General features: G+C 71.4%; 24 protein-coding genes. 13 read left to right on the top strand and 11 right to left on the bottom strand.

Going from position 1 to position 25,369, the window contains the following annotated elements:
• The first annotated feature begins 8 nt into the window (after window positions 1-8).
• Window positions 9-317 (top strand): DUF4193 domain-containing protein, encoded by a 309-nt coding sequence (locus LY41_RS00475; RefSeq protein WP_253861713.1) that lies wholly within the window; start codon window positions 9-11, stop codon window positions 315-317.
• 181 nt (window positions 318-498) lie between these two features.
• Here LY41_RS00475 and LY41_RS00470 read toward each other — a convergent pair whose 3' ends face one another.
• Window positions 499-990 carry a DUF3093 domain-containing protein gene (locus LY41_RS00470; RefSeq protein ID WP_253862822.1) on the bottom strand — a complete coding sequence of 164 codons (492 nt, stop codon included), beginning with the start codon at window positions 988-990 and terminating at the stop codon, window positions 499-501.
• Between the two features lie 159 nt (window positions 991-1,149).
• Between LY41_RS00470 and dut the strand changes: the two genes are divergently transcribed.
• A complete protein-coding gene (gene dut / locus LY41_RS00465) occupies window positions 1,150-1,614 on the top strand; it encodes a dUTP diphosphatase (protein ID WP_253861711.1) in 465 nt (154 codons plus the stop codon).
• A complete protein-coding gene (locus LY41_RS00460) occupies window positions 1,614-2,315 on the top strand; it encodes a DUF3710 domain-containing protein (RefSeq protein ID WP_253861710.1) in 702 nt (233 codons plus the stop codon). Before dut ends, LY41_RS00460 begins: the two co-directional genes overlap by 1 nt.
• Before the next feature lie 160 nt (window positions 2,316-2,475).
• Here LY41_RS00460 and LY41_RS00455 read toward each other — a convergent pair whose 3' ends face one another.
• Window positions 2,476-3,210, bottom strand: a complete 735-nt coding sequence (locus tag LY41_RS00455) for an alpha/beta fold hydrolase (RefSeq protein ID WP_253861708.1) — start codon at window positions 3,208-3,210, stop codon at window positions 2,476-2,478.
• A gap of 188 nt (window positions 3,211-3,398) precedes the next feature.
• Between LY41_RS00455 and LY41_RS00450 the strand changes: the two genes are divergently transcribed.
• Both LY41_RS00450 and LY41_RS00445 read left to right on the top strand, forming a co-directional pair.
• Complete coding sequence (locus LY41_RS00450) at window positions 3,399-3,776, top strand: OB-fold nucleic acid binding domain-containing protein (RefSeq protein ID WP_253861706.1); 378 nt, start codon at window positions 3,399-3,401, stop codon at window positions 3,774-3,776.
• A gap of 26 nt (window positions 3,777-3,802) precedes the next feature.
• Window positions 3,803-4,702, top strand: a complete 900-nt coding sequence (locus tag LY41_RS00445; RefSeq protein WP_253861705.1) for a DUF3159 domain-containing protein — start codon at window positions 3,803-3,805, stop codon at window positions 4,700-4,702.
• Between the two features lie 111 nt (window positions 4,703-4,813).
• On the opposite strand, the gene LY41_RS00440 is transcribed toward LY41_RS00445, so the two are convergent.
• On the bottom strand, window positions 4,814-5,470 hold the full coding sequence (locus LY41_RS00440) for a potassium channel family protein (protein WP_253861703.1): 657 nt from the start codon (window positions 5,468-5,470) through the stop codon (window positions 4,814-4,816).
• On the bottom strand, window positions 5,471-6,136 hold the full coding sequence (locus tag LY41_RS00435) for a potassium channel family protein (protein WP_253861701.1): 666 nt from the start codon (window positions 6,134-6,136) through the stop codon (window positions 5,471-5,473).
• A 354-nt stretch (window positions 6,137-6,490) separates the two neighbouring features.
• Here LY41_RS00435 and LY41_RS00430 point away from each other — a divergent pair, with 354 nt between their 5' ends.
• The 3 genes from LY41_RS00430 to LY41_RS00420 are packed head-to-tail and all read left to right on the top strand — an operon-like array spanning window position 6,491 to window position 10,433.
• Window positions 6,491-8,557, top strand: a complete 2,067-nt coding sequence (locus LY41_RS00430; RefSeq protein WP_253861699.1) for an APC family permease — start codon at window positions 6,491-6,493, stop codon at window positions 8,555-8,557.
• On the top strand, window positions 8,550-9,767 hold the full coding sequence (locus tag LY41_RS00425; RefSeq protein ID WP_253861697.1) for a class I SAM-dependent RNA methyltransferase: 1,218 nt from the start codon (window positions 8,550-8,552) through the stop codon (window positions 9,765-9,767). Before LY41_RS00430 ends, LY41_RS00425 begins: the two co-directional genes overlap by 8 nt.
• Before the next feature lie 36 nt (window positions 9,768-9,803).
• Window positions 9,804-10,433, top strand: a complete 630-nt coding sequence (locus tag LY41_RS00420; RefSeq protein ID WP_253861696.1) for an alpha/beta fold hydrolase — start codon at window positions 9,804-9,806, stop codon at window positions 10,431-10,433.
• Between the two features lie 79 nt (window positions 10,434-10,512).
• Here LY41_RS00420 and LY41_RS00415 read toward each other — a convergent pair whose 3' ends face one another.
• Window positions 10,513-11,901: a GntP family permease gene (locus LY41_RS00415; protein ID WP_253861695.1), complete on the bottom strand. Its 1,389-nt coding sequence runs from the start codon at window positions 11,899-11,901 to the stop codon at window positions 10,513-10,515.
• Window positions 11,902-11,937: 36 nt separating this feature from the next.
• Window positions 11,938-12,498: a gluconokinase gene (locus tag LY41_RS00410; RefSeq protein ID WP_253861694.1), complete on the bottom strand. Its 561-nt coding sequence runs from the start codon at window positions 12,496-12,498 to the stop codon at window positions 11,938-11,940.
• A gap of 187 nt (window positions 12,499-12,685) precedes the next feature.
• On the opposite strand from LY41_RS00410, the gene LY41_RS00405 reads away from it, so the two are divergent.
• The 4 genes from LY41_RS00405 (at window position 12,686) to LY41_RS00390 (ending at window position 17,395) form a co-directional block, all read left to right on the top strand.
• Window positions 12,686-13,408 carry a FadR/GntR family transcriptional regulator gene (locus tag LY41_RS00405; RefSeq protein WP_253861693.1) on the top strand — a complete coding sequence of 241 codons (723 nt, stop codon included), beginning with the start codon at window positions 12,686-12,688 and terminating at the stop codon, window positions 13,406-13,408.
• Between the two features lie 40 nt (window positions 13,409-13,448).
• Complete coding sequence (gene dxs, locus LY41_RS00400) at window positions 13,449-15,365, top strand: 1-deoxy-D-xylulose-5-phosphate synthase (protein ID WP_253861691.1); 1,917 nt, start codon at window positions 13,449-13,451, stop codon at window positions 15,363-15,365.
• A 140-nt stretch (window positions 15,366-15,505) separates the two neighbouring features.
• Window positions 15,506-16,246 (top strand): response regulator transcription factor, encoded by a 741-nt coding sequence (locus LY41_RS00395; RefSeq protein ID WP_253861689.1) that lies wholly within the window; start codon window positions 15,506-15,508, stop codon window positions 16,244-16,246.
• Complete coding sequence (locus LY41_RS00390; protein ID WP_372493039.1) at window positions 16,247-17,395, top strand: sensor histidine kinase; 1,149 nt, start codon at window positions 16,247-16,249, stop codon at window positions 17,393-17,395. It abuts the gene before it with no gap.
• 123 nt (window positions 17,396-17,518) lie between these two features.
• On the opposite strand, the gene LY41_RS00385 is transcribed toward LY41_RS00390, so the two are convergent.
• From LY41_RS00385 to LY41_RS00365, 5 genes are all read right to left on the bottom strand, one after another.
• Window positions 17,519-19,627, bottom strand: a complete 2,109-nt coding sequence (locus tag LY41_RS00385) for a 3-hydroxyacyl-CoA dehydrogenase NAD-binding domain-containing protein (RefSeq protein WP_253861687.1) — start codon at window positions 19,625-19,627, stop codon at window positions 17,519-17,521.
• Window positions 19,624-20,826, bottom strand: a complete 1,203-nt coding sequence (locus LY41_RS00380) for a thiolase family protein (protein ID WP_253861685.1) — start codon at window positions 20,824-20,826, stop codon at window positions 19,624-19,626. The genes LY41_RS00385 and LY41_RS00380 overlap by 4 nt, the downstream gene beginning before the upstream one ends.
• A 256-nt stretch (window positions 20,827-21,082) precedes the next feature.
• Window positions 21,083-22,270, bottom strand: coding sequence for a ribonuclease D (locus LY41_RS00375; RefSeq protein WP_253862820.1), 1,188 nt, complete (start codon window positions 22,268-22,270; stop codon window positions 21,083-21,085).
• Between the two features lie 146 nt (window positions 22,271-22,416).
• Window positions 22,417-23,133, bottom strand: a complete 717-nt coding sequence (locus LY41_RS00370) for a LuxR C-terminal-related transcriptional regulator (RefSeq protein WP_253861683.1) — start codon at window positions 23,131-23,133, stop codon at window positions 22,417-22,419.
• Between the two features lie 467 nt (window positions 23,134-23,600).
• Window positions 23,601-24,164: a DUF3000 domain-containing protein gene (locus LY41_RS00365; protein WP_253861681.1), complete on the bottom strand. Its 564-nt coding sequence runs from the start codon at window positions 24,162-24,164 to the stop codon at window positions 23,601-23,603.
• 89 nt (window positions 24,165-24,253) lie between these two features.
• On the opposite strand from LY41_RS00365, the gene hemE reads away from it, so the two are divergent.
• Window positions 24,254-25,369, top strand: a complete 1,116-nt coding sequence (gene hemE / locus LY41_RS00360; RefSeq protein WP_253861679.1) for a uroporphyrinogen decarboxylase — start codon at window positions 24,254-24,256, stop codon at window positions 25,367-25,369.

The raw sequence follows: 25,369 nt of genomic DNA, 5'->3' as shown, positions 1-25,369 counted from the left end.
GAAGGACAATGGCGACCGACTACGACGCTCCGCGCCGCAGTGAAGCGGACGAGCTCGCCGAAGACTCGCTGGAGGAACTGAAGGCGCGGCGCAACGAGAACCAGTCCGGTGCCGTCGACGTCGACGAGGACGTGAGCGCCGAGAACTTCGAACTTCCGGGCGCCGACCTGTCGGGGTTGTCCGGTGAGGACTTGACCGTCAAGGTCGTGCCGAAGCAGGCGGACGAGTTCACCTGTTCGGTGTGCTTCCTGGTGCACCACCGCAGCAGGCTCGCGGAGGAATCGGGCTCCGAGCTGATCTGCCGCGACTGCGCGTGACTCGAGCCCGCGCAGGGCGCGCCGGGTGACGGGACGACCGCACGGGCGAGACGGACACGGGCGACGCTGACACGGGCGCAACGGACACGGGCGACGCGGATACAGGCGCAACGGATACAGGCGCAACGAGAGCGGCCGGGTGATGCCTGCATCACCCGGCCGCTCTCGTTGTCTCGCCGGATCAGCCGCCGTCGGCGGCAGGCGTGGCGTCGGGCGGCAGGGGCGGGCGGATGTCCCGCAGCAGCGCCGCGATCCGCTCGGGGTGGCGGGTGCTGAACACCCAGTACGGCGTCGGATCGTCCGGGTCGGTCACCTCCACGCGCACCAGCGTGGGGATCCAGCTCCGGTTGACGACGAACGCGGCCGGATCGAGTTCGGGTCCGAGTGCCTTACGCCGGATGTCCTTGCCGATCACCTCGACCGCACCGACGTGCCGCAGCGGGAGGTGGGCGTCGCCGACCCACAGTTCGGGACCGTCACCGCCCGTGACGCGGACCTTGAGCCGTCCGAGCCCGAGCAGGAGCAGTACGGCCAGCGGGAGGAGAATCACGTACGGCAGCCAGGCGCGCACGCCGGGATAGCCCATGTGGACCTCGGCGGCCAGCAGAGCCGCGCCGACCAACGGCAGCGGCCAGCCCCACCACGCCAGGTACAGCCACTCGCTGAACCGCACCCCGGGTTCGGCCGGGGGCGAGGCGGCCCCCGATCCCGGGTCGGCCCGGCCCCTGCCGGGGGTGTTGCCTCGGGCCGTGTCCGGGGGCGTTGCCGGATCGTCGTCGTCGGGCCGCGCGCGTGCACTCGTGCTCACGGGTTCAGGGTAGTCTCACCAGCCGTGTCCAGCGTGCAGGTCCTGCTTTCCCGCGTCGATCCCGATGTTCCCCTCCCGTCCTACGCCCGGCCCGATGACGCCGGCGCCGACCTCGTGACCACCCGGGACGTGGTGCTCGCGTCGGGCGAGCGCGCCGTGGTGGGGACCGGGGTCGCGATCGCGCTCCCGTCCGGGTACGCGGGCTTCGTGCACCCGCGTTCGGGACTGGCCGCGCGCGTCGGCCTGTCGATCGTGAACACGCCGGGCACCATCGACGCCGGATACCGCGGTGAGATCAAGGTGTGCCTGGTCAACCTCGACCCGGCCGAACCCGTCCGGCTCACGCGCGGCGACCGGATCGCGCAGCTGATCGTGCAGCGCGTCAGCCGCGCGGAGTTCGTCGAGACCGGCGAACTCGAGCCGACCGAGCGAGGTGCGGGCGGCTACGGTTCGACGGGTGGGCACGCGACCCTCGGAACGGAGAACTAGTGGGGATTTTCGGACGGAAGCGACGACAGGCGCAGGATTCGGACGAGCTCGGCGCGGGCTCCGGCGACGACCGGGCGGCCGCCGCAGCGGACGTCCCCGGAGCCGACGACACCGACGACGGTGACGACGGGGGCCGGCCCGCCGACCGGGTCGACGGTGCGTCGGGCCCGTACGACGAGACGGACGCCCCCGACGACGGGCTGGCGCGCATGGACCTCGGTTCGGTGCGTGTCCCCGTGCCGGACGGATCGCAGGTGCAGGTCGAGATGGACCAGCAGGGCGGCAACGTCCGGGCCGTGCACATCGTGGTTCCCCAGGGGCAGGTCACGGTCAGCGCCTACGCGGCGCCCCGGTCGGGCGGCCAGTGGCGGTCGGTCAGTGACGAACTCGCCGAACAGTTGCGGGGCGATGGTGCGAAGGTGTCGCTCGGCCGCGGTGAGTGGGGAATGGAGCTGTCGGCCGTCATCGGGGAGATGGCGCTGCGATTCGTCGGTGTCGACGGCCCGCGGTGGATGCTGCGCGGGGTGATCGCGGGCCCGCAGACCCAGGCCGCGGATGCGCCGGAGGTGCTGCGGGACATCGTGCGCGGCACCGTCGTGGCCCGCGGGGACGCTCCGATGCCGGTGCGCACGCCGCTGCCGGTACGGCTGCCCGAACAGGTCGCGCAGCACATCGCGGCGCAGCAGTCCGGGCAGGGCTGAGGCCGGCACGGCAGCGTTCTGACGGGGCAGCGGCCGGGCGGGCAGTTGCCCGGGCACGGCAGTGTCCGGACAGGGCAGTGTCCGGACAGGGCAGCGGCCGCTCGGTGCCGGGGCGGGACAGGGCTGACCGTGGCGGCCGGTTCCGGTCGTGGGGTCGGCTTCAGCGGTCCCGGCGGGCGTCGGACCAGGCCTCGACCGCGGCCCGGCCCGCCGAGGCGGGATCCGCGCCGAAGGCGGCCAGCGGCAGCTCCCGCAGGCGTGCCCGCGGGATCGTTCCCGCCCAGGCGCGTGCGATCCCGGCCGGATGCACCGGGTCGTCGGTGCAGGCGCTGATGCCGACCGGAACGGGGCACCGGGCCAGTGCGTCGTCGTCCGGCGCGGGGTGAGCGGCGGCCGTCCGTAACCCCGCGGCGAGGCCGTCGCCGTGGCGGCGCCAGGACCGGGTCAGCTCGGCGGCCAGCCACGGTGGTACGTCGTCGGTCGAGAGGGCGAGTGCCTGTTCGAGGCCCTCACGGTCGATGAGGTCCGCGGACGCGCGGGCGGCGACCGCAGCGGGCGCGTCGCCGGGGGTACCCGACCAGGCGGGCAGTACGGCGAGCACCCCGGCGCAGCGCGGACCGTTGCGCAGCGCCCATTCGACGGCGAGCTGGGCGCCGAGGGACACGCCGCCGACCAGGATCGGCCCGGGCGCGGCTGCGGCGGCCGCATCCAGTGCCGTGAGGGCCTCCCGGACGAGTGCGCCACCCGAGTGGGGTCGTGGGGTGTGCACGACGATGTCGGCGGCCCTCAGCGCGGGGGCGAACACGGCACGGGCGAACACCTCGTCGGAACCGGTTCCGGGCAGGACGGCGGCGTGCGCCGGCGAGGCCGGGTATGCGGGTGGTGTGGCGGGCACACCGACATCGTGCTCGGCCCGATCGCAGTCCTGTGACCGGGTCACGATCGGGCATAACGCAGCTCACGTCGTGGCGCCTTGCCAGAGCAGACCTCCGTCGGCTTCCCTGGGCCGGTACGGAAGCTACGCTGAACAGTACGGGCCGTGAAATGCCGAGTCGGGGGCCCTCGAAGTACAGGAGCAGGCACATGCCCGCCAAAGACGGCGGCTACTTCAGCCGGTTGGTCAAGAAGCTCACCAGCGACGTCGAGACCCTCGACGCCGACGATCTCTCCGAGAAATCCGAAGCGGGCGGCGCCCAGCGAGCGTGCGACTGCCGCTGCGGTGACGAGGTGACCGTGCTCGGACGGCTGCGGAGCGTCGAGTTGTGTCCCGCGAGCGAGGCGGCCACGTTGCAGGCCGAACTGTTCGACGGCACCGACGAGGTCACGCTCGTGTGGCTCGGCCGCAGACGGATCCCCGGCATCGAACCGGGCCGGACGATCAAGGCCCGTGGCCGCATGGCGGACCGCGAAGGTCGTAAAGTGCTGTACAACCCGTACTACGAACTGCTGCAACCCACCTGACGACGACAGATCCGGAGACTTGCCGCGTGACTGCACCCGACCGCGAGCCCGACCGCACCGGCACGCCGGACCAGGCCGACGGCTCCGAGGAGGGGCCGCACGGCGGTGCCGCCCCGGGTGACCCGGGCGGTCGGGACGCCGACACCGGTGCCGACCGGGCGCCGACGATGCTCGAGCAGATGGGCGGCGTGTCCGGGCTGATCTACTCCGGCATCCCCGTCGTGGTGTTCGTGCTGGCGAACGCGATGTTCGGGCTCATGCCGGCCATCTGGATCGCCCTGGGCAGCGCCGTGGCCATCACCGTGGCACGCGTCGTGCGCAAGGAAGCGGTCCAGCCCGCGATCTCCGGGTTCTTCGGGGTCGCGATCGCGGCGTTCATCGCCTACCGCACCGGTGAGGCCAAGGGCTTCTTCCTGTTCGGTATCTGGACGTCGGTGGTGTACTTCAGCGTCCTGGCGCTGTCGGTGCTCGTGCGCTGGCCACTGGCCGGCGTCGTGTGGAACGCGCTCAACGGCACCGGCATGGACTGGCGCAAGGACAAGCCGTCGCGCCGGGGCTACGACATCGCCACGCTCGCGCTGGCGGCCGTGTTCGCCGCCCGGTTCATCGTCCAGCGGTGGCTCTACGACGAGGACCACACGGGATGGCTGGCGTTCGCGAAGATCGCCATGGGCTACCCGCTGTACGGCCTGGCGCTGCTGGTCGTCGTGTGGGCGGTGCGCCGTTCGGACCGCAGGCTCAAGCACCTGCGGGAGCGTACGGAGCGCACCGACGCCGAGATCGAGGCCGAACTGCGGGCGAAGTACGACCGTCCCGCGCAGAACACCGCCGGCACCGTGCCGTCCGGCGTACTGTCGCCCGGCGCCGCGGCACCGGCGAGCGGAGCGGCACCGGACGACGATCCCGCGGACACTCCGCCCCGCTGAGGCCTCGCTGCCCCACTGTGCGAGCGGGGATCCGTCCCGCACAGTGGGTGCCTCACAGTCGCCCGCTGAGCGCCTGCCACTGAGCGCCTGCCGTCGAGCGACCGGCGCCGCTCATCGGCCGAGCGCGGTGCGGAGCTCCGGTTCGACCGTCTCCGGCGCCACGAACAGCACCTCGTCCCCGCCTTCGACCGGGTCGTCGGGCTGCGGCACGATGACGCGTTCCCCGCGCAGGATCGCCACCAGCGCGGCGTCGCGCGGCAGGTTGAGCCGCTCCACCGGTGTGCCGGCGAGCGGGGTCTCCTCGGGCAGGGTGAGTTCGACGAGGTTGGCCTGGCTCTTACGGAACGTCATCAGCCGCACGAGGTCGCCGACGCTCACGGCTTCCTCCACCATCGCGGCGAGCATTCGTGGCGTCGACACCGCCACGTCGACGCCCCAGCTCTCGTTGAACAGCCACTCGTTGGCCGGATTGTTCACGCGCGCCACCACGCGCCGCACCGCGAACTCGGTCTTGGCCAGCAGCGCCAGCACAAGGTTGACCTTGTCGTCGCCCGTGGCCGCGATGACCACGTCGCAGCGTTCGATACCCGAGGCCTCGAGCGTGGACATCTCACAGGCGTCGCCGAGTACCCATTCGGCGGCCTCGACGACCTCGGGCGTGAACTGACGCGAGAGCCGTTCGATCAGGAGCACGGTGTGGCCCGCCTCGATGAGCTCGGAGGCGATGGACCGGCCCACCGCGCCGGCGCCGGCGATCGCGATACGCATCTAGTCGTCCTCCTCGGGGGCGCGGGCTGCCACGGCGGTGACGTCGCCGACCGTGCCCGATTGCGCTGCGACGTACATCTCGTCGTCGGCCTGAATGACGGTCGTGGCGGTCGGCAGCACACCGGTGCCGAAGCGCATCACGAAGGCCACGCGGACGTCGGCGGCGCGTTCGATGTCGCGCACGCTGCGGCCGATCCAGCCTTCGTGCAGCGGCAGCTGCAGCAGCGCCACCGTCCCGGTCGGATCGCGCCACGACGTGGCGACCCCGTCGGGCAGCAGGGTGCGCAGGAACCGGTCGGTCGTCCACGGCACGGTCGCGATCGTCGGGATGCCGAGGCGCTCGTAGACGGCGGCACGCTTGTGGTCGTAGATGCGCGCCACGACGTGCTCGACGCTGAACAGCTCGCGGGCCACGCGGGCCGAGATGATGTTGGAGTTGTCGCCGCTGGACACGGCCGCGAACGCGCCTGCGCGTTCGATTCCGGCCTCGGTCAGCACGTCCCGGTCGAACCCCATCCCGACGACCTGCTGGCCGTGGAAGTCGGTGCCGAGCCTGCGGAACGCCTCCTGGTCGCGGTCGATGACGGCGACCCCGTGATCGAGCCGTTCGAGGGCGGCGGCCAGGGAGGCGCCCACCCGGCCGCATCCCATGATCACCACGTGCACGGTGCCTGATGCCTCCTTGAGCGTTGTCGGCGACTGCGGAGCAACCTACCGCGCCGCGGCGACATGCGGGCTGCGGGCGGTGATCGAAAGCTGGGGAGCGCGCGGGTTCCTCAGGATGTTCCGAGGGGTTGGCGCATCAATCTACCGCGCAGCTGTCCGGCGGTAACGTGGCCGATAGGCGACAGCCCGTTCCGTGTCGGGTGGAGACCTCGCCGTCGGGCGGTCTACGAAGCGGGAACCAGCGTTCCCGCACGGTGACGCGCGTTCCCGCACGGTGACGCGCACCGATCGGCGCCGGAGCTGATGGGAATCCCCCGGCTCTCGTCGCGGGGAGGACGTCAATACCCTGCACTGGTGTCCAAGTTCGCCACCGCGACGAAACGGTTGCTGCTGGGCCGCCCCTTCCGGAGCGACCGCCTGGCGCACACCCGGCTACCGAAGCGCATCGCGTTGCCGGTTTTCGCCTCCGACCCCATGTCGAGTGTGGCCTACGCGCCCGAGGAGATACTCCTCGTCCTCTCGATCGCCGGGACCTCGGCGTACGTCTACAGTCCGTGGGTCGGCCTCGTCATCGCGCTGGTGATGGCGGCCGTCGTCGCCTCCTACCGGCAGAACGTCCGGGCCTACACCTCCGGCGGCGGCGACTACGAGGTGGCGACCGTCAACCACGGTCCCAACTGGGGCCTCGGCGTGGCGTGTGCGCTGCTTGTCGACTACGTGCTCACCGTCGCGGTGTCGATCTCCGCGGCGGCGGCGAACATCGGTTCGGTGATCCCGTTCGTCGCCGAGCACCAGGTGTTGTTCTCCGTCGGGGCCATCGTGCTGCTGGCCGCCGGGAACCTCCGCGGAGTGCGCGAATCGGGCACGGCGTTCGCGATCCCGACCTACGCCTTCGTGGTGGGCATTCTGGCGATGATCGTGTGGGGCTTCGTCCGCACGACGGTGTTCGGCGACGACGTGCGCGCCGAGAGCGCCGGGTTCGAACTGGCCACCGACGGGCACCAGCTCGCGGGGCTGGCGTTCGTGTTCGTGGTGCTGCGGGCGTTCTCGACCGGCAGTGCCGCGCTGACGGGCGTCGAGTCCATCGCCAACGGCGTGCCCGCCTTCCGCAAGCCGAAGGGCAGGAACGCGGCGACGACGCTGCTGCTGATGGGCGTGCTCGCGGTGACGATGTTCCTCGGACTGTTGTTCCTGGCGAACGTCACCGGCGTGATCATGGCCGAGGACCCGGCCAGTCAGCTCGTCGGCGCACCGGAGGGGTACGAGCAGAAGACGCTCGTCGCCCAGCTGGCCGGAGCCGTGTTCGGGGGCTTTGCACCGGCGATCTGGTACATCATCTTCTTCACCGGTCTGATCCTCGCGCTGGCGGCCAACACGGCGTTCAACGGCTTCCCGGTGCTCGCATCGAACCTCGCCCAGGACCGGTTCCTGCCCCGCCAGCTCCACACGCGCGGCGACCGCCTCACCTTCAGCAACGGCATTCTGTTCCTGGCGTTGCTGGCGATCGTGCTGGTCGCGGTGTTCGACGCCGAGGTCACGCAGCTGATCCAGCTCTACATCGTCGGCGTGTTCGTCGCGTTCGTGCTCAGCCAGAGCGCGATGATCCGGCACTGGAACCGCAGGCTGGCGGTCGAGACCGACGAGGGCGCTCGCACCCAGATGCGCCGGGCGCAGCTCATCAACTCCTTCGGGCTGGTGATGACCGCGGCCGTGCTGGTGATCGTCCTGGTGACGAAGTTCCTGGAGGGCGCGTGGATCTCGATCGTCGCGATGGCGGCGATCTACGTGCTCATGCGCGGTATCCGCCGGCACTACGACCATGTGTCCGAGGAGATCAAGGAGGTCGAGGGCGAGGAAATGACCTTGCCCGCGCGCAACCACGCCATCGTGCTGGTCTCCCAGATCCACCGGCCCACGCTGCGTGCCCTGGCTTATGCGAAGGCGACGAAACCGGATGTGCTCGAAGCGGTGACGGTCAACGTTGACGACGTGGACACGCGCAGGCTCACCGACCAGTGGAACCGCCGGAAGTTCTCGGTTCCGCTGAAGGTGGTGGAATCGCCGTATCGCGAGATCACCAGGCCGGTGCTCGACTACGTCAAGCGGGTGCGCGGCGACAACCCGCGCAACGTCGTGACGATCTTCATTCCCGAGTACGTGGTCGGCCGCTGGTGGGAGCAGGTGCTGCACAACCAGAGCGCGCTGCGCCTCAAGACGCGGCTGCTGTTCCAGTCTCGGGTGATGGTGACGAGCGTGCCCTGGCAGCTCGAATCGTCGAAGCGGGCACACCGTTCCGACCCCGACGCTCCCCGTCCGGTCGCCGGGGACGTGCGGCGCGGCCTCACCAACGGCAGGCAGAACCGGAACGGGAAGGCCGGCCGGGACGGATCGTCGGCAGCGGGCAGGACGAGCGATGAGTGACGTCGACTGGACCGGCCGGGAGTTCGACGTCGACGTCGGCGACGTGGCTCACGGCGGTCACTGCGTGGCCCGTGCCGACGGCCGGGTCGTGTTCGTCCGCCACGCGTTGCCGGGGGAGCGGGTGCGGGTGCGCGTGACGGAGGACCGCGGCGGCTCGTTCTGCCGCGCCGACGCGATCGCCGTGTCGGAGGCGTCCCCGGACCGCGTCGCACCGTCGTGCCCGGCCGCGGGTCCCGGGCTGTGCGGTGGATGCGACTGGCAGCACGCCGCTCCTGCGGCTCAGCGGGCGCTGAAGGCACGGGTGGTCGCCGAACAGCTGGAACGGCTCGCGGGCGTCACCTGGCCCGTCGACGTGGAGGCACTGCCCGACGAGGCACTGCCCGACGAGACACCGAACGACGAACCGCGGCGCTGGCGCAGCCGCGTGCGGTTCGTGACCGGGCCGGACGGCAGGCCCGGACTGCGGGCACACCGGAGTCACGACGTGATCCCGCTGGAGGACTGCCCGATCACCCTCGAGGGTGCCGCCGGGGCCGGGCTGGCACACACGGCCCGGCCGGGCACCGAGTTCGAGGTCGCCGAGGACGCGCGGGGCACCGTGCACCGGGCGGAGGTCCGGCGCGGCGGCAGGCCGAAGCAGCTGTCCGGCGGGATCGCCGTCGAGCACGCGGCGGGCCGCACGTGGCGGCTGGCGGCGCACGGCTTCTGGCAGGTGCACCCGGCCGCGGCGTCGATGCTTGCCTCGGTGGTGGCCGAGTGGGCCGCGGCGCCGGTGGCGGGCCGGGTGTGGGACCTGTACGCGGGAGCGGGACTGTTCGCCTCGGTGCTGGCCGAGCAGGTCGGCCGGGACGGGTCGGTGGTGGCGATCGAGTCGGGCAGGCGGGCCGTCCGCGACGGACAGGCCAATCTGGCGGATCTGCCGCAGGTCGAATGGCGCTGCGGCACGGTCGAGCGGATCGTGTCCGCAGTGGAGGCGGCAGCCGACGTGGTGGTCCTGGACCCGCCGCGGAAAGGTGCGGGGCGCGGTGTCGTCGACGCGATCGCGAGTGCCGCGCCCGCCCGCGTGGTGTACGTCGCCTGTGACCCTGCGGCGCTGGCGCGCGATGTCGCGACGCTGCAGGGCCACGGCTACCGGATGACCGCGCTCCGCGCGTTCGACGCGTTTCCCATGACCCATCACGTCGAATGCGTCGCGCTGCTGGAACACTGAGATCCGGGCGACGGGCGGTACGTTCCGAGCTGGACGGTGCGCGCCCGTGCCAGGAGCGCCGCGCTGCTCGATCACTGGGAACTCGACCGCCCCGACGTGGTCGCCCACGACTTCGGTGGCACCACCGCGCTGCGCACGGATCTGCTCGATCGGCGGGACTGTCGCACCCTGACCCTGATCGACCCGGTTGCGCTGAGCCCGCACGGCTCCGCGCTCGTACAGACCGCCCGTCGCCACCCCGACGCATTTGTCGAGTTGCCCGGCTACATCCATGAAGCGATCGTGCGTGCCTACATTGCCGGCGCCGTGCACCGCACGCTCTCCGAGTGCGAGATGAGCCGCTATGTGCAACCGTGGCTCGGCGAGGTGGGACAGCCCGCGTTCTACCGCCAACTCGCCCAGATGAACGACCGGCACACCGACGAGATCCAAGATCGCTACACCGAGATCCGCTGCCCTGTGACGATCCTCTGGGGTGAGCACGACACGTGGATACCCCTCGAGAAGGGCCGCCTCCTGGCGGACCGGATTGCGGGCGCAGCCTTCCAGGTCGTGCCCGGGGCCGGTCATCTGCTGCCCGAAGACAGTCCCGAAACGGTCGTGGCCACGGTCCTCGACGTCATCAACCGATCGGCCGGCGCGACGGCGGCTCCGGCGACTCGATGACCCGGGACGGCCTCGGCCGCAGCGCGTATCGCGCTGCGGCCGAGGATCGTCGGCGATACTTCCTCGCCGGTCGGCGCCGCTATCCGACGAGGAAGAGGACGCCCGCGAGGCCGAAACCGACGAGGCCGATCGTGGTCTCCATGACCGTCCACGTCTTCAGGGTCGTCTTGGTGTCCATCTCGAAGAACCGGCCGACCAGCCAGAAGCCCGAGTCGTTGACGTGGCTCGCGGTCACCGAGCCTGCGGCGAGCGCCAGCACGATCGCGACGATCTCGACGCTCGAGAACGAACCGGTCATGACGAGCGGCTGCACCAGGCCCGCCGCGGTGGTGAGGGCGACCGTCGCCGAACCCTGCGCGATGCGCAGGACCGTGGCGATGACGTACGCGGCCACGAACACGGGCATGCCGAGGTCGGACAGTGCGTCGGCGAGCGCGTCGCCGATGCCGCTGGCCTGTAGCACCGCGCCGAACATGCCACCTGCGCCGGTGATGAGAATGATGGCGCACACCGGGCCGAGCGAGGTGTCCAGCAGCCGCTCGAGGACGCTGCGGCTCCGGTCCCGCCGGATGCCGAGCACATAGCTCGCGACGAAGACGGTCACCAGCAGCGCGACCGGCGTCGACCCGAGTACCAGGGCCACCTGCACCCAGCTCGCGTCGCCGTCGATCCAGCCCACTTCGCCCGCGGTGCCGAGCCCGGTGTTGGCGAAGATCATCACCAGCGGGATCAGCAGCAGCCCGATGACCGTCGAGGCCGGCGGTGGGTTCCGGTCCTGCTCGCTGGTGTCCGGTCCGCCGCGCAGGAACTCCGGAACGGGCAGTGCGATTCGCTTGCCGACCATCACGCCGTACAGGTAACTGGTGATGTACCAGGTGGGCACGGCGATGACGAGGCCGAACAGCAGCACCAGGCCGACGTCGGCGCCGAGCAGTCCGCTCGCGGCGACCGGGCCGGGGTGCGGCGGCACGTAGATGTGCATGACGGAGAAGGCGCCCGCCACGGGCAGGCCGTAGCGCAGCACACCGCCGCCGAGCCGCCGTGCCACGGAGAACACGATCGGCAGCATCACGACGAGCCCGGCGTCGAAGAAGATCGGGAAGCCGAAGATGAGGGAGGCGACGCCGAGGGCCAGCGGGGCACGTTTCTCCCCGAACCGCCGGATCAGTGCGTCGGTCAGTGACTGCGCGCCCCCGCTGATCTCGAGCAGTCTGCCGAGCATCGCGCCGAGGCCGACGAGCAGGGCCACGCTGGCGAGCGTGGAGCCGAAGCCGTCGGTGAGCGTGTCCAGGACCGAGCCCGCGGGGATGCCCGCCGCGAAGGCCGTGGCGATGCTGACCGTGACCAGCGCGAGGAAGGCGTGCACGCGCAGCCCGATGATCAGCACCAGCAGGACCGCCACGGCGGCCCCGGCGATGCCCAGTAGTGGCCCTGCTCCGAGGGTCTGGGTCCACTCGTCGGTGTTCATTACCGGCTCCGTTTCCGACGTCGTCGTCGTTGTTGTTCAGCCTGGTGTGTTCGAGTCGGGGGCCGCGTCGGCGGCCCCGGTGGATCCGGCGGGCCGGAGTCCGAGATGGTCGAGCGCCGTGGTGGTGATCACCTCGGGCGTGGCGGTCACGTCGAGCGCCACGCCGTCCTCGTCGGGATCGAGGGGTTCGAGGTCGGCGAACTGGGATTCCAGTAGCGCGGTCGGCATGAAGTGGCCGGACCGGCCGGACAGCCGCCCTCCGACGGTGTCGGTCGAGCCGCGCAGGTGGACGAACCGCACCTGCGCACCGGCACGCCGGAGGATGTCGCGGTAGGTCCGTTTGAGCGCCGAGCACGTCACGATGACGCTCTCGCCCGCCGCGTCCCGGCGGTCGATCCACGCCCGCAGCGCCTCGAGCCACGGGACGCGGTCGGCGTCGGTGAGGGGAGTGCCCGCCGACATCTTGGCGATGTTGGCCTCGGGGTGGAACTCGTCGGCCTCGGCCATCGGCCAGCCGAGTGCGTCGGCGAGGTGCGCGGCGACCGTGCTCTTGCCCGCGCCGGACACTCCCATGACCACGAGGCAGGTGGCTGACATAGGCGCTCCTCATTGAACGTGCGGCGGCGTCGGTGCGTCGCACACTGTTACACAGAAAGGTATTACGTGTGAATCGAAAGGTAACACCATTAAATCGGGCTCACAATGACCGCCTCCGCCGCCACGAGCACGCTCCTCGTGGCGGGTGGTCCCCACGTTCCGGCCGTCACGACTAACCTGGACGATCGTGAGCAGGGCGGGGTTCGAGAACAGGCACGACGCGGTGCTGGAGGCCATCGGGCGCGAGATCACCCACGGCGATCTGGCGCCGGGGGACACGCTGACCCTCGAGCACATTCAGAATCGCTTCGGTGTCTCCCGCACCGTCGCCCGCGAGACGATGCGCATCCTCGAATCCATGGGGCTCGTCACCTCGCGTCGCCGGGTCGGCATCACCGTGCAGGACGCCGCGGCGTGGAACGTCTTCGATCCCAGGGTGATCTGGTGGCGGCTCGACGGCAACGGGCGTGACACCCAGCTGCGTTCGCTCACCGAACTGCGCGTCGCCGTGGAGCCCCTCGCTGCGAGCGCGGCGGCCCGCAACGCCTCGGCGGAACAGCGCACCCGCGTCGTCGAACTCGGCGCGCGGATGCGCGGACTCGGCGAACGCGGTCTGCTGGCGGACTTCCTCGACGCCGACGTCGCCTTCCACACGTTGCTGCTGGAGGCCAGTGGTAACGAGATGTTCGCCGCGCTGGCCGATGTCGTGGCCGCCGTGCTGCGCGGCAGGACCCAGCTCGGGCTGATGCCGCGCCAGCCGGTCCCGGAGGCGCTGGACGCGCACGAGAACGTCGCCCGTGCTGTCGCCGCCGGGCAGGATCGCCGTGCCGAGGACGCGATGCGTGCGTTGCTCGGCGAGGTGCGGGAGGCCATGGTGCCGCCGGACACCGGGCAACTCTCTTTAGACTGAGCGGTCAGGCACCGTGAACCGACGGCGAATGAGGTGGAGCGTGACGTTGCTGGAGTCCGTGCAGGGGCCGGCGGATCTCAAGGGGATGGACCACGAGCAGGTCGGCGCCCTGGCGGCGGAGATCAGGACGTTCCTCGTCGACAAGGTCCGCCGCGCCGGCGGGCATCTGGGCCCCAACCTCGGCGTCGTCGAGCTGACGCTCGCGCTGCACCGGGTGTTCGACTCGCCGCGGGACCCGTTGCTGTTCGACGTCGGACACCAGTCGTACGTGCACAAGATCGTCACCGGGCGCCGCGAGGACTTCGACGGGCTGCGCCGGCGCGGCGGGCTCGCCGGCTACCCGGCCCGCGACGAGAGCGAGCACGATCACGTCGAGAACAGCCACGCCTCCACGGCGCTGTCGTACGCCGACGGGATGGCCAAGTCCTTCCGGCTGTCGGGTGACACCGACCGGTGCGCGGTCGCGGTCGTCGGTGACGGTGCGCTGACCGGTGGCATGTGCTGGGAAGCCCTCAACAACATCGCGGCGCAGCCGGACCTGCCGGTGGTGATCGTCGTCAACGACAACGGACGCTCGTACTCGCCGACCATCGGCGGGCTCGCCGAACACCTGTCGGCGCTGCGGCTGCGCCCGAGCTACGAACGGCTGCTCGACTCGGGCCGGGAACTGTTGCAGCACACGCCCGTGGTCGGCAAGCCGATCTACACGGCGCTGCACGCCGCGAAAGCCGGGATCAAGGACGCCGTCACCCCGCAGGTCATGTTCTCCGACCTCGGCCTCAAGTACCTCGGCCCGGTCGACGGGCACGACGTCGTCGCGCTGGAGAAGGCGCTGCAGAGCGCGAAGGCGTTCGGCGGTCCGGTGATCGTGCACGTGGCCACCGAGAAGGGCCACGGCTACGAACCGGCCGTCAACCACGAGGCCGACCAGATGCACCAGACCGACCCGATCGACCCGGAGACCGGCCTGCCGCCGGAGAAGGGGACGAGCTGGACCTCGGTGTTCGGCGAGGAGCTGACCCGCCTCGGTGGTGAGCGCGAGGACGTCGTGGCCGTCACGGCCGCGATGCTGCGCTCGACCGGGCTGCACACGTTCGCGGAGGCGCATCCGGACCGCTGGTTCGACGTCGGCATCGCCGAGCAGCACGCGGTGACCTCCGCGGCCGGACTCGCGATGGCCGGGCGCCATCCGGTGGTGGCGGTGTACTCGACGTTCCTGAACCGGGCGTTCGACCAGACGCTGATGGACGTGGCGCTGCATCGCCTGCCCGTGACGCTGGTGCTCGACCGCGCGGGTGTCACCGGTCCCGACGGGCCCAGTCACCACGGCATGTGGGACCTCTCACTGCTCGGGATGGTGCCGGGCATGCGGGTCGCCGCACCGCGGGACGCCGGGACGCTGCGGGAGGAGCTGCGCGAGGCGGTCGCCGTGTCCGACGGGCCGACGGCGCTGCGCTTCTCCAAGGGCGGCGTGGTCGAGGCGGTCCCGGCGGCCGAGCGGTTCGGCACGGTCGACGTGCTGCGCCGCAGCGAGCAGGAGGACGTGCTGCTGGTCTCGGTGGGCGCGTTCGCGGGGCTGGGTCTCGATGCCGCGCGCAGGCTGGCCGACCAGGGAATCGGCGTCACCGTCGTCGATCCGCGGTGGGTCGTGCCGGTGCCGGGCGAGCTCGCGGCGCTGGCACGCAGGCACCGGCTCGTCGTCACCGTCGAGGACAGCGGGCGGCACGGCGGCTTCGGCTCGGCGCTCGCGACCGCGTTGCGGGACGCCGAGTGCGACGTGCCACTGCGCGATCTGGCCGTGCCGCAGCGGTTCCACGCACACGGCAGCCGCGACGAGGTGCTCGCCGAGGTCGGCCTGACGGGCCAGGACGTGGCCCGCACCGTGACCGAGTGGGCCGCGGGGTGCCTCGGCGAGCACCGCGGTGACGCCGAGGCGGATCCGACACCGCACGCCTGAGCCTGCACGGCAGCCGTGCAGGCGGGTCCGACGTGGACCGACGGGGCGCCCCGCGGCCGTACCGGTGGCCCGCCGCGGGCGGGTCCGGGCCGGCCGCGGGAATCAGGAATCTCTCAGAAAGCTGTGGCACGGTGGTCGGCGTGCGCGTGTTGGTAGTTGAGGACGAGGCGCCGCTCGCGGAGGCGATCGCGCGCGGCCTGCGTCGTGAAGGTATGGCAGTGGACGTGGCGCTGGACGGCGACGACGGCCACGAAAAGGCGTCCGTCACCCGGTACGACGTCGTGGTGCTCGACCGCGACCTGCCCGGCATGCCGGGCGACGAGCTGTGCCGGGAGATCGTGCGTTCCGGCGAACTGACCCGGGTGCTGATGCTCACGGCGAGCACGGCGGTCTCCGACCGGGTCGAAGGGCTGTCGCTGGGCGCCGACGACTACGTGGCGAAGCCGTTCGCGTTCCCGGAGCTGGTGGCACGGGTGCGGGCACTGGGCAGGCGCGCCACGCCTGCCGCCCCGCCGGTGCTGACGGCGGGCGACATCGAGTTGGATCCGTCGCGGCGCACGGTCCACCGCGGGGGCGAGCTCGTGGACCTGACCCGCAAGGAGTTCGGTGTCCTCGAGGTGCTGTTGTCGGCGGGTGGCGCGGTCGTCAGCAGCGAGGACCTGCTCGAACGGGTGTGGGACGAGAACGCCGATCCGTTCACCACCACGGTGCGTGTCACGGTGATGACGCTGCGCAAGAAGCTCGGTGAACCCGGTGTGATCGAGACCGTGGTCGGTTCGGGCTACCGCGTGCCCGGTGCCGGGTCCGTGGCGGATGCGCAGGGGGAGGCAGGGGGAACGCCGGGCGTGCACGGATCCTCGGAGTCCGGTTCCCTGACGTAAGTGATCCGGCGCACGGGCATCCCGGCGCGCAGTCTGCGCGCCCGCATCACGATCCTCGCGACGGCGCTCGTCGCGCTCGTCAGCGCGCTGTTGCTGTGGCTCGCGTGGACGCTCGTCGGTGACGCGGTGGGCGGTGTGCCGCAATTGCCGCCGGGCACGGTCGTCGAGGTCGACGGGGTGCACGTCCGGGCAGCCGACCTGGCCGAGTACCTGCGCGACGAGGCACGCGGTCGCGTGGTCGTCGCCGGGGGAATCGCGTTCTGCTTCGTGGTCGCGGCGGCGGGCATCCTGGCGTGGACGTTCACCTCGCGCGTGCTGCAGCCGCTGCGGACCATGACCGGAACGGCGCAGCGACTGTCCGGCGATTCGATGGGGGAGCGCATCGGCGAGGTGTCCACTCGCGACGAGCTCGCCGAGCTGGCACGCACGATCGACGCGATGCTGGACCGGCTGCAGTCGGCGTTCGACACGCAGCGGCAGTTCGTCGCCAACGCGAGCCACGAGCTGCGCACCCCGTTGGCCGTCATCCGCACGGAACTCGACGTCACGCTGTCCGACGAGCACGCCGACGAGGGCGAACTGCGCCGCATGGCCGGAGTGGTGCGGGACGCGACCGAACGCGCCGAACGTCTCGTGACGTCGTTGCTGCTGCTCGCCCGTACCGACGGCGCCGGGGTCGCCCTGACCGAACGGGTGAACGTGGCCGAGGTCGCCGGGAGGGCGTGGAGCGCGGTCGAAGCCGATGCGCGGCGGCGTGAGCTGCACGTCGAGCTGCACCTGGCTCCCGCGCTGACGACCGGCGATGCGGCGCTGCTGGAGCGCGTCGCGGGAAACCTGCTCGAGAACGCCGTGCGGCACAACGTCGAGCAGGGCTGGATCGAGGTCACGACGACCGCGGGGGAACGGTGGAGCACGCTGACCGTCCGCTCGTCGGGGCCGCTGCTGGATCCGGAGACGGTGGCGGGACTGTTCGAACCGTTCCGCCGGGCGGGCGTGGCCAGGACGGCGCGTCACGGTGCGGGCCTGGGCCTGTCGATCGTGCGCGCGGCGGCGGACGCGCACGAGGGTGCCGTCTCCGCCGAACCGGTCGTCGGTGGGGGTCTGTCGGTCACGGTCCGCCTGCCCGCGGCGACGGGCCGGGTGTCCTGACGACGGGTTCGAGATCCACATCGGACTGCCGTACGTGCGATGTGGACAGCGAGCTGCCCTGGCCGTATAATGACCTATACGGCGGGACTCGGGGCGTAGGCCCCGAGTCCCGCCGCCGTCACCTCACGCCGTGGGAACCGATGCCACGCCGCGGGCGAGGAAGGGCTTACCCGCGACCTTCTCCGACACACCCGCACGGTCGAGGTACGGCGTGATGCCGCCCAACCAGAACGGCCAGCCGGCGCCGAGGATCATGCACAGGTCGATGTCCTGGGCCTCGGCGACCACGCCCTCGTCGAGCATGATGCGGATCTCCTCGGCCAGGGCGCCGAGTGCGCGATCCCGCACCTGCTCCGCCGTCGACGGCGCGTCGCCCTGCTGCCACAGCGCCGCGACCTCGGGGTCGATCGTCTGGTTGCCGGAGGAGTCCCACTGCCAGACCGCCGACTTGCCGGCCTCGACGAAGCGCTTCAGGTTCTCGCTCACGCCGTAGCGCTCGGGGAACGCCTCGTGCATCGTCTCGGCCACGTGCAGCGCCACCGGCGGGCCCACGAGCTGCAGCAGCGTCATCGGCGACATCGGCAGGCCGAGCGGGTCGAGCGCGGAGTCGGCCACCTCGAACGGCGTGCCCTCGTCCACCGTGGCCAGCACCTCGCCGAGGAACCGTGTCAGCACGCGGTTCACCACGAACGCCGGAGCGTCCTTGACCAGCACACTCGACTTCTTCAGCTGCTTGCCGACCGAGAACGCCGTCGCCAGCGTCTCGTCGTCGGTCCGCTCGCCGCGGACGATCTCCAGCAGCGGCAGCACGGCGACCGGGTTGAAGAAGTGGAACCCGACGACGCGCTCCGGGTGCCGGAGCTCGGCGGCCATCGCGGTGATCGACAGCGACGAGGTGTTCGTCGCCAGTACGCACTCGGGGCCGACGTGCTGCTCGACCTCGGCGAAGACCTTCCGCTTGACGCCCGGGTCCTCGAACACCGCCTCGATGACGAAGCCCGCGTCGGCGAACGCCGCCTTGTCCAGCGAACCGGACACCAGCGCACGCAGGCGGTTCGCCTCGTCCGGGCTCACGCGCGTCTTGTGCTCGAGCTTGTCGATCTCGGCGTGCACGTAGGACACACCCTTGTCGACGCGGTCCTGGTCGACATCGGTGAGGACGACCGGAACCTTGAGCCTGCGCACGAACAGCAGCGCCAGCTGGCTGGCCATCAAGCCTGCGCCGACGATGCCGACCTTGCCGACCTGCCGGGCGAGGGACTTGTCCGGCGCGCCCGCCGGTTTCTTCGCCCGCTTGTTGACGAGGTTGAACGAGTACAGCCCGGACCGCAGCGGATCGGACATCAACAGCTCGGCCAGCGCCTCGGTCTCGGCGGCGTACCCGGCGTCCCGGTCGGCCGTGCGCGCCAGTTCGAGCAGTTCGAGGGCCTTTTCCGCGCCCGGCGAGGCGCCCTTCGTCTTGCCCGCGACGACGGCCTTCGCACGGTCCAGCGCGGCGTCCCAGCCCTCACCGCGGTCGATCTCCGGGCGGGCGGGCGTGACCTCGCCGCGCACGACGCGGGAGAGCCACAGCAGCGACTGTTCCAGGTAGTCCGCCGACGGCAGCAGCTCGTCGGTGACACCCAGTTCGGCCGCCCGGGCCGGTTTGAGCATCGCGTTCTGGTTCAGCGCGTTCTCGACGATCACCGTCACCGCGGCGTCCGGGCCGATCAGGTTCGGCAGCAGCTGCGTGCCGCCCCAGCCCGGGAACAGCCCCAGGAACACCTCGGGCAGTGCGATCGCGGCGACGTTGTCGGCCATCGTGCGGTAGTGGCACGAGAGCGCGAGCTCGAGCCCGCCGCCCATGACGGCACCGTTGACGAACGCGAACGTGGGGATCTCGGACTCGGTGAACCGGCGGAACACGTCGTGGCCGGTCTGCGCGATCTGGTGTGCCAGCCCGGGATCCGAGATCTCCTCCACACCGGACAGATCCGCGCCGACGGCGAACACGAACGGCTTCCCCGTCACGGCGATCGCCGCGGGGTCGGCCGCCACGGCCTCGTCGAACGCGGCGTTGAGACTCACCAGACTTTGCGGGCCGAATGTCGACGGGCGGGTGTGGTCGTAGCCGTTGTCGATCGTGATCAGGGCGACCGGCTTGTCGAGACCGGGCACCGATACGAGGCGGGTCACTGCGCGGGTGACGACCTCGTCGGGGAATGCTGTCGTGGCCTGTTCTGCGGAAATCACTTGTTGCCCTCCCAGTGGGGGTTCTCCCAGATGACGGTGCCGCCCATGCCGATACCGATGCACATCGTCGTCATGCCGTAGCGCATGTCGGGGCGCTCGGCGAACCGGCGCGAGAGCTGAGTCATCAACCGCACGCCGGAGGAGGCGAGCGGGTGACCGCAGGCGATCGCGCCGCCCCAGGCGTTGACGCGGGGGTCGTCCTCGGCGATGCCGAAGTGGTCGAGGAAAGCCAGCACCTGGACGGCGAACGCCTCGTTGATCTCGAACAGGCCGATGTCGTCGATGGACAGTCCGGCGCGGCCGAGCGCCTTCTCGGTCGCCGGGACCGGGCCGACGCCCATGACCTCCGGCTCGACGCCCATGTACGAGTAGCCGACCAGGCGCATGCCCACCGGCAGGCCCAGCTCGCGCGCGGTGTCCTCACCGGCGAGCAGCGCGCCGGTCGCCCCGTCGTTCAGGCCCGCGGCGTTGCCCGCGGTGACCCGGCCGTGCGGACGGAACGGTGTCTTCAGCTCGGCGAGGCTCTCCAGCGTCGTGCCCGGGCGGGGCGGCTCGTCCTCGGTGGCCAGGTCCCAGCCCAGCTCCGGGTGCCGGGTGGCGACCGGCACCAGCTCCGGGCCGATCTTGCCCGCCTTCACGGCGTCGGCGAAGCGCTCCTGGCTGCGGACGGCGAAGGCGTCGCAGCGCTCCTTGGTGATCGCCGGGTAGCGGTCGTGGACGTTCTCGGCGGTCTGGCCCATGACGAGGGCGGACGGGTCGACGAGCTTGTCGGACAGGAACCGCGGGTTCGGGTCGACGCCTTCGCCCATCGGGTGCCTGCCCATGTGCTCGACCCCGCCGGCGAGGGCGACGTCGTAGGCGCCGAACGCGATACCGCCGGCGACCGACGTCACCGCCGTCATCGCGCCGGCGCACATGCGGTCGACGGCGAACCCGGGGACGGACTTCGGCAGGCCGGCCAGCAGCGCCGCGGTGCGGCCGATGGTCAGGCCCTGGTCGCCGGTCTGGGTCGTGGCGGCGACGGCGACGTCGTCGATCCGCTCGGCCGGTAGCTGTGGGTGGCGGCGCAGCAGTTCACGGATGACCTTGACGACGAGATCGTCGGCCCGTGTGTTGGCGTAGATGCCCTTGTCGCCTGCCTTGCCGAACGGGGTCCGTGCCCCGTCGACGAAGGCCACGGTGCGCGCGGGTGCGGACACGGGTGCTCCTTCGGAGGTGATGTGCGCGGTGTTGGGAACTCGGAACCGGCCCGCACGGCGTTGTTACTGGCCGGTAACCTCGATGGTAATCCCGATGCCGACCGCGTCGCAGGGTGGCCTCGTCCACCGTGTGACACCCCACCGTGTGATACCTCGCCGGGTGTGCGGCGCCGCGTGCGCACACATCCCCCGCCGACGAGCGTTGGGCCCGGTGCGGACGGCTCCACGGCGCTGCCGGCGGTGGGGAGCGGCGTACTCAGGCGGTGGTGTGCAGCGCGGTGCTCAGCACCTCGGAGGTGAGCTCGATCTGCCACGCCCGCGCGCCGCCGTCGGCCAGGGTCTCGGCGACGCCGGCCGGGGAACGGTCGTCGGGCGGCGTCCAGCAGGTACGGCGTAGCAGATCGGGCAGCAGGACGTTCTCCACCGGAAGCGTGTGCCGCTCGGCGAGCGTCGTCAGTGCCGTCCGGGCGGCGGCGAGCCGGGCGGCGGCGTCCGGATCCTTGTCGCCCCACCGGTTGACCGGCGGTGGCCCGTCGTTGCCGGTGGACGTGCTGGGCAGTTCGTCGGCAGGCAGCTCTTTGGCCGCTTGCAACTGACGCAGCCAATGGGCGCTGTAGCGGCGCTGTACCCGGCCGCCGAAGACCGGCAGAGCCTGCAGCTGCCCGGTCGTCGACGGGTCCGAGAGCACGGCGTTGACGATGGCGCTGTCGGGCAGGACACGGCTGGGTGCGCGATCGCGTTTGCGCGCCATCTCGTCGCGGGCCTCCCAGAGTGCCCGGACGGCGGCGAGGCCGCGCGGGGTGCGCACCTTGTGCACGCCCGAGGTGCGGCGCCACGGCTCGGCACGCGGAGGCGCCGCAGGCGTGGTGCGGACCGCCTCGAACTCCTGCCGGGCCCACTCGAGCTTGCCCTGGGCGGCCAGTTCGGCCTCGAGCGTGTCGCGGAGCGGGACGAGGAGTTCGACGTCGAGCGCGGCGTAGTTGAGCCAGTCGTGGGGGAGCGGGCGCCGGGACCAGTCGGCTGCGCTGTGCCCCTTCTCCAGGGTGTATCCGAGCAGCTTCTCGACGAGAGTGCCGAGTGCGACGCGTTCGTGGCCCGCGAGTCTGCCCGCGAGCTCCGTGTCGAACAGCGCGGGCGGGTCCAGGCCCAGTTCCGCCAGGCACGGCAGATCCTGTGACGCCGCGTGCAGCACCCACTCGGCGTCGCCGAGGGCCTCGGCCAGTGGCGACAGCTCGCCGGCCAGTGGGATCGGATCGATGAGGATCGAGCCCGCGCCCTCGCGGCGGATCTGCACGAGGTAGGCCCTGGGCCAGTAGCGGTAGCCCGAGGCGCGCTCGGTGTCGACGGCGATGGGACCGGTGCCTGCGGCGAGCCGTTCACAGGCGGCGCGGAGTGCCCCGGCGTCCTCGATGACCGGTGGTGTGCCCTCGACGGGCTCGGTCAGTAGCTCGGGCGCAGCCGCATCCTGGCGGTCCGGCGCATCGGTCGCCGCCGCCGCGGGGGAAGCGTGTTCTGCGTTGTGCACGGGTGTTGACCCTACGGGACGGGCACACCTGCCCCTGGCGAGCCCGTCCCGTAGGGAGGTCGGTGCTAGCGGATGACGCCGGCGCGCATGGCCAGCGCCACCATCTGGGCCCGGTCGCCGGTGCCGAGCTTGCGGCCGATCCGCGACAGGTGGGATTTCACCGTGAGCGCGGACAGGCTGAGCTCGTCACCGATCTCCTTGTTGGACTGCCCGTCGGCCACGAGCTGCAGGACCTCCACCTCGCGCGCCGAGAGCTCGCGCGGGGTGTTGTCGGTGCCCGGTACCCGGGTTCCGGTGGCCAGCACCGGGGCCACGCTCGGATCCGCGTAGACGCCGCCGTCGAGCACCCGGCGGACGCCGTCGGTGACAACCACCGGCGACGCGGATTTGAGCAGGTAGGCCTGAGCGCCGGCCTGGAACGCCGAGCGGACCGCGTACGGGTCGTCCGACGAGGCCAGGACCACCACTCGTGGCCAGCTGTTGCTGCGCAGCTCGGTGACCAGCTCGATGCCGCTGCCGTCCGGCAGTCCGAGATCCAGGACGGCGAGATCGCACGGCCCCGTGGCCGTTGCGCGCGCCCTGGCCTCGGCCACCGTGGCGGCCTCGTGCACCGTGCCGGCGCCCATCTGGGCAAGTCGTCCGGCGATCGCCTCCCTCAACAACGGGTGGTCATCGACCACCATCACGGAAAACAACTCTTCCCGCGGATGCGGAACCATGCTGGCCGGCAAGGCGCCGGCTGGCGTGGATCGAACGGCCTGAGAAAAGCCGACGGCAGCCACGTCACTACCTCCCTGGAGTCGGTCGTGCCCCCCGACCGGCACCGGGACTTTCGGCCGTTCAGCCGCGCCAGCTTTAGACCGAAAGTGGTGTCGTCGACAGGTACTGTAGCCGCCTGAGTGGGGTAGTGGGGGCATCGAATGGGTATCTATCCCGATCGGATTGCGCTCGAAGGGCTCCGGTGTAGCGCGATGGAATTAATCCCGGCGAAAGGTGTAACGCAGCCCGTTTTCACTGCGATATCCTGGGGTTGTGGTGCGTGAACTGGGCGTGCATATGCCGCGTGCAGTCGCCGGTGACGAGTATGCCGCGGCGATCACGCCTATGACGCAGCGGTCGCGCCCATGCCGCGGCGTCGCGCCCATGCCGCGGCGTCGCGCGAGTAGCGAGCGGGGGACGCCGAGCGAGGACGGAAGCGGCCGACGTCAGGACGGCGGTGTCAGAACGGCCAGTGCCAGAACGGCCAGTGTCAGGACGGGTGGCGCTGGCCGAACATCGTGACCCCGACGGGAGGCAGGCCGGCGTAGCTCGCCATCAGCTGGCAGAACGCCTCGCCGTGGGGACCGAGTTCGGCCGTCAGCGGCGTCCAGGACGCGCGCAGTTCGAGGTCGTCGGTGCGGGACGGCCCCGCGATCTCACCGAACCGGGCCGAGGACGTCTCGGTGACGGTGCCCCCGAGTGCGGTGAACTCGGCCTCGGTGGCCTCGAGTGCGTCCGTGAGCCACGACCAGCCGACCGACGGCAGGAACGGGTCGGTCGCCAGCTCCTTGTCGATGCCCGCGCGCACGTAGGCGACCAGGCGGAACACGCCGTTCCACGTCTCCTGGCCGTCCGGGTCGTGCAGCAGGACCAGCCTGCCGGACGCCTCGACCTCGGCCGGTCCCGTCGTCTCGCAGCCGAGTGCGTAGGCCCAGGGCGCGAGTCGTTGCGGAGCCTTGATCGGCTCGAGGCTCACCTCGGGTCGCGGCTGCAGCGCCTGCAGCGCGGCGACGGCCTGGCGGAATTCCTCCGGCGCCTGGGTCAACACGGTCACTCCGAAACTGTAAGCGGTCGCGGGTCCTGCGCCGGTTTCCGACGCGCCGACGACGGCGCGGATATCCGGGCGTGGCACCATGAACAGTGATGACAGCCTCGTTCTCCGCGTCGTCGTTCTCCGCGTCGTCCGCCTCCGTCGCCCGGGCCGGTTCCCCGGTGTCCGCGCGGCGTGCGCTGCCCGACGCGCCGCTGCTGGTCGCGGCTCGTGGCGGCACGCCTGCGCGCGTGCCCGTGTGGTTCATGCGCCAGGCCGGCCGGTCGCTGCCCGAGTACCGCTCGGTGCGCGAGGGCGTGCCGATGCTGCAGTCGTGTTTCGACCCGGGGCTGCTCGCGGAGATCACGATGCAGCCGGTGCGCCGCCACGGCGTCGACGGCGCGATCCTGTTCAGCGACATCGTCGTCCCGCTGTACGCCGCGGGCCTGGCCATCGACATCGTGCCCGGCACCGGACCCGTCGTGGCGCACCCCGTGCGGACCGCGGCCGACGTCGACGCGCTCCCGGCGCTCGAGGCCGAGCAGGTCCGGCCCATCACCGACGGCATCGGCCTGCTGCTGCGCGAGCTCGGCGAGACCCCGCTGATCGGGTTCGCGGGCGCGCCGTTCACGCTCGCCTCGTACCTCATCGAAGGCGGGCCGAGCCGCAACCACGAGCACACCAAGGCGCTCATGCACGCCGAGCCGGAGCTGTGGCACCGCCTGGCGTCCCGTCTCGCCGACGTGACGGCCACCTTCCTGACGGCCCAGCTCGAGGCCGGGGTCGACGCGGTGCAGCTCTTCGACTCGTGGGCCGGTGCGCTCTCGGAGCGCGACTATCGCGAGTTCGTGCTGCCCCACTCGGCGAAGGTGCTGTCCGCCGTCGCCGAGTACGACGTACCGCGGATCCACTTCGGGGTCGGCACCGGGGAGCTGCTGCCCGCGATGCGCGAGGCCGGTGCGGACGTCGTCGGCGTCGACTGGCGGGTCCCGCTCGACGAGGCGGCCCGCCGGCTGCGGGTCCCGGGCGAGCCCGCTCCGGTGGTCCAGGGCAACCTCGACCCGGCGCTGTTGATGGCCTCGTGGCCGGTGATCGAGGCCGAGGTGCGGCGCATCGTCGCCGAGGGCCGCGGCGCCGCCGGGCACATCGTCAACCTCGGGCACGGGGTGCTGCCGGAGACCGATCCGGAGGTGCTGACCCGCGTGGTGGAGCTGGTGCACAGCCTGTGA

It is taken from the genome of Prauserella halophila (genome assembly GCF_024171895.1).
GTDB classification, from domain to species: domain Bacteria; phylum Actinomycetota; class Actinomycetes; order Mycobacteriales; family Pseudonocardiaceae; genus Prauserella; species Prauserella halophila.
This window is presented reverse-complemented; position numbering and strand designations above follow the sequence as displayed.